Source organism: Pseudomonas sp. CM25, assembly GCF_013179705.1.
Classification (GTDB): domain Bacteria; phylum Pseudomonadota; class Gammaproteobacteria; order Pseudomonadales; family Pseudomonadaceae; genus Aquipseudomonas.
In genome coordinates, this window is record NZ_JABMCW010000431.1 from 1 (window position 1) to 3,936 (window position 3,936).

Below are 3,936 nucleotides of genomic sequence, written 5' to 3' on the forward strand. Positions count from 1 at the left end.
AGGTTGGAGCGGTGGATGCGCTCGAAACTTTCCGCCAGCACAGCCTTGACCCCCAGCAGATTGGTGCCCTTGGCCGCCCAGTCGCGGCTTGAGCCGGTGCCGTATTCCTGGCCGGCGATCACCACCAGCGGGGTGCCTTCCTGCTGGTAGCGCATGGCCGCGTCATAGATCGACAGTTTGTCGCCGCTGGGGATGTGCAGGGTGTTGCCACCTTCCTCGCCCGCCAGCATTTCGTTGCGGATACGGATGTTGGCAAAGGTGCCACGCATCATCACCTCATGGTTGCCACGCCGTGAGCCATAGGAGTTGAAGTCGCGTGGCTCTACACCCTGCTCGCGCAGGTAACGCCCGGCGGGGCTGTCGGCCTTGATGTTGCCGGCGGGTGAAATGTGGTCGGTGGTCACCGAGTCGCCCAGCAGCGCCAGAATCCGCGCGTCATGAATGTCGGCGATCTGCGGCGGCGGGCCGCCGATGCCGTCGAAGAAGGGCGGGTGCTGGATATAGGTGGAGTCCGCCTGCCACACATAGGTCGCAGCCTGTGGCACCTCGATGGCTTGCCATTGGGCATCGCCGGCGAACACTTCGGCGTACTCCTTGTGGAACATTGCCGTGTCGACCTTGGCCACGGCCTCGGCGATTTCCTGCTGGGTGGGCCAGATGTCGCGCAGGTAGACAGGGTGGCCGTCCTTGCCGGTGCCGAGTGGGTCACGGGTAAGGTCCAGGCGCACGCTACCGGCCAGGGCGTAGGCCACTACCAGGGGCGGCGAGGCCAGCCAGTTGGTCTTGACCAAGGGGTGCACGCGTCCTTCGAAGTTGCGATTGCCGGACAGCACCGAGGCCACGGTCAGGTCGGCGCTGCCGATGGCCTTCTCGATCGGCTCGTCCAGCGGCCCGGAGTTGCCGATGCAGGTAGTGCAGCCGTAACCGACCAGGTCGAAGCCCAGCTGGTCGAGGTACGGGGTGAGCCCGGCTGCGTTGAAGTACTCGGTGACGACCTTGGAGCCCGGCGCCAGCGAGCTCTTGACCCACGGCTTGCGTTTCAGGCCTTTTTCCAGGGCCTTTTTCGCCACCAGGCCGGCGGCCATCATCACGCTGGGGTTGGAGGTGTTGGTGCACGAGGTGATCGCGGCGATTACCACGGCCCCATCACGCAGGGTGTGAGTCTGCTCCTGATGGGTGTAATCAATCTCGCCGGCCTGATCGGCGTTGCCCACCGCCACGCCACCACCGCCTTCGCTTTCCAGGCGGCCGACTTCCTTGGCCAGCGGTTTGGGTTGCAGCTCGATGAAATGGTTGAAGGCTTGGCTGACCTCGCCCAGCGCCACACGGTCCTGCGGCCGTTTCGGCCCGGCCAGGCTGGCTTCGACCTGGTGCATGTCCAGCGCCAGGCTGTCGCTGAACAGCGGCTCCTGGCCCGGCAGGCGCCACAGGCCTTGGGTTTTGCAGTATTGCTCGACCAGTTGCACGGTCGCCTCGGGGCGGCCGGAAAGGCGCAGGTAGTCCAGTGTGACCTGGTCGACCGGGAAGAACCCACAGGTGGCGCCGTATTCGGGGGCCATGTTGGCAATGGTAGCGCGGTCGGCCAAGGGCAGCTCAGCCAGGCCGTCGCCGTAGAATTCCACGAACTTGCCCACCACGCCTTTCTTGCGCAGCATCTGGGTGACTGTCAGCACCAGGTCGGTGGCGGTGATGCCTTCGCGCAACTTGCCGGTCAGCTTGAATCCAATCACTTCAGGGATCAGCATCGACACGGGCTGGCCGAGCATGGCTGCCTCTGCCTCGATGCCGCCGACACCCCAGCCTAGTACGCCAAGGCCATTGATCATGGTGGTGTGCGAATCGGTGCCGACCAGCGTGTCGGGGAAGGCATAGGTGCGGCCATCTGCTTCGCGGGTCCAGACCGTGCGGCCCAGATATTCCAGGTTCACCTGGTGGCAAATGCCGGTACCCGGCGGCACCACGCGGAAGTTGTCAAAGGCGCTCTGGCCCCAACGCAGGAACGCGTAGCGCTCGCCATTGCGCTGCATTTCGATATCGACGTTTTCGCTGAATGCCTGCGGGGTGCCGTAGCGGTCGACCATCACCGAGTGGTCGATGACCAGGTCAACGGGGGACAGCGGGTTGATCCGCTGTGGGTCGCCACCGGCCTTGGCCATGGCCGCGCGCATGGCGGCCAGGTCGACCACCGCCGGCACGCCGGTAAAGTCCTGCATCAGCACCCGTGCCGGGCGGTACTGGATTTCGCGATCGGAGCGCCGATCGCTCAGCCACTGGGCGACGGCGCGCAGGTCGTCGCCGCTGACGGTCTTGCCGTCTTCCCAGCGCAGCAGGTTTTCCAGCAGCACCTTCAGCGACATGGGCAGGCGCTGCAGATCACCCAGCTGGCGGGCAGCCTCAGCAAGGCTGAAGTAATGGTAGGTCTGATCGCCGACCTTGAGGGGCTTGAGGGTGTTCAGGCTATCGAGCGAGGGCATTGCCAACTCCTTCTGCGCCGGTGCCCGGCAATTACTCAGGGTTTGCCGGTAGCACCGTTGTGTATCGGTCCGCACGGCACGGACCTGGCTGAATGGTCAGGTTAGACCGGTTTATGGCCCCTGACCCTTTTCTGGACCGGCGGGGCGTGTCGCAGGTTCCGAACTTCCTTTATCATCGCCGCCCTGCCGGCGCCTGTTGCGCGCCCGCCGTAGTGGAGTGAGAGATGAATACCCTGTTCATGCATTGCCGGCCCGGTTTCGAGGGCGAGGTGTGCGCCGAAATCAGCGAACACGCCGCCCGCCTGGGTGTTGCTGGCTATGCCAAAGGCAAGCCGCAAAGCGCCAGTGCCGAGTTTGTCTGCAGCGAGGACGGCGGTGCCGAGCGCTTGATGGGGGAGTTGCGCTTCAACCAGCTGATTTTCCCGCGGCAGTGGGCCCGTGGTGGTTTTGTCGAGCTGCCGGAAACCGACCGCATCAGTGTGCTGCTGGCCCATTTGGCCGACATGCCGGTGTTCGGCAGCCTGTGGCTGGAGGTGCTGGACAGCAACGATGGCAAGGAACTGTCCACCTTTTGCCGCAAGTTCGAGGTGCCGCTGCGCAAGGCCATGGAAAAAGCCGGCCGCTTGGTCGACGACGCCAACCGGCCACGGCTGCTGCTGACATTTATCAGCGGCCGACGGGTATTTGCCGGTGTTGCCGCCGCCAACAACAGCGCGCTGTGGCCCATGGGCATTCCGCGCCTGAAGTTTCCCCGCGAGGCGCCCAGTCGTTCGACCCTCAAGCTGGAAGAGGCCTGGCACCAGTTCATCCCGCGCGAGCAGTGGGAGCAGCGTCTGGGCGATGACATGACCGGTGTCGACCTGGGTGCCTCGCCGGGTGGCTGGACGTACCAGCTGGTTCGCCGGGGGATGCTGGTGACGGCCATCGATAACGGGCCGATGGCCGAAAGCCTGATGGACACCGGGCTGGTCCAGCACCTGATGGCTGATGGGTTTACCTGGCAGCCGAAGCATCCGGTGGACTGGATGGTGTGCGACATTGTCGAGAAGCCGGCGCGCACTACCTCGCTGATCGAGACCTGGCTGGGGGAGGGGTTGTGTCGCGAGGCGGTGGTCAACCTGAAGCTGCCGATGAAGCAGCGTTATGCCGAAGTGCGGCGGTTGCTTGATCGCATGGAGGCGACGTTCAAGGCGCGCAAGATTCGGGTGTCGATTGCTTGCAAGCAGCTGTATCACGATCGGGAGGAAGTGACCTGTCACTTGCGCAGGCTTGATCTGAAGGCGCGCTGAGCGTGAGAGCTTGAAGCTTGAAGCTTGAAGCTTGAAGCTTGAAGTTTGAAGTTTGAAACTTATGCGCCGGTTTTGATGCAGCGAACAGTCCATTTGCGATGGCGACGCTTACTCACCTTTTCGCCCTTACGGCGAGTCACTTTTTTTCTTGGAAAAAAGTAACCAAAAACCGC

Annotated in this window: 2 protein-coding genes; one reads left to right on the forward strand and one right to left on the reverse strand. The window is 63.6% G+C overall.

The genetic code is table 11. The annotated features are described in order from the left end of the window. On the reverse strand, nucleotides 1–2,474 hold a 2,474-nt coding region (acnA, locus tag HP546_RS27200), incomplete at its 3' end, for an aconitate hydratase AcnA (RefSeq protein WP_172232015.1). A gap of 224 nt (nucleotides 2,475–2,698) precedes the next feature. Here acnA and rlmM point away from each other — a divergent pair. After that, on the forward strand, nucleotides 2,699–3,763 hold the full coding sequence (rlmM, locus tag HP546_RS27205) for a 23S rRNA (cytidine(2498)-2'-O)-methyltransferase RlmM (protein ID WP_172232018.1): 1,065 nt from the start codon (nucleotides 2,699–2,701) through the stop codon (nucleotides 3,761–3,763). Nucleotides 3,764–3,936: the final 173 nt, after the last annotated feature.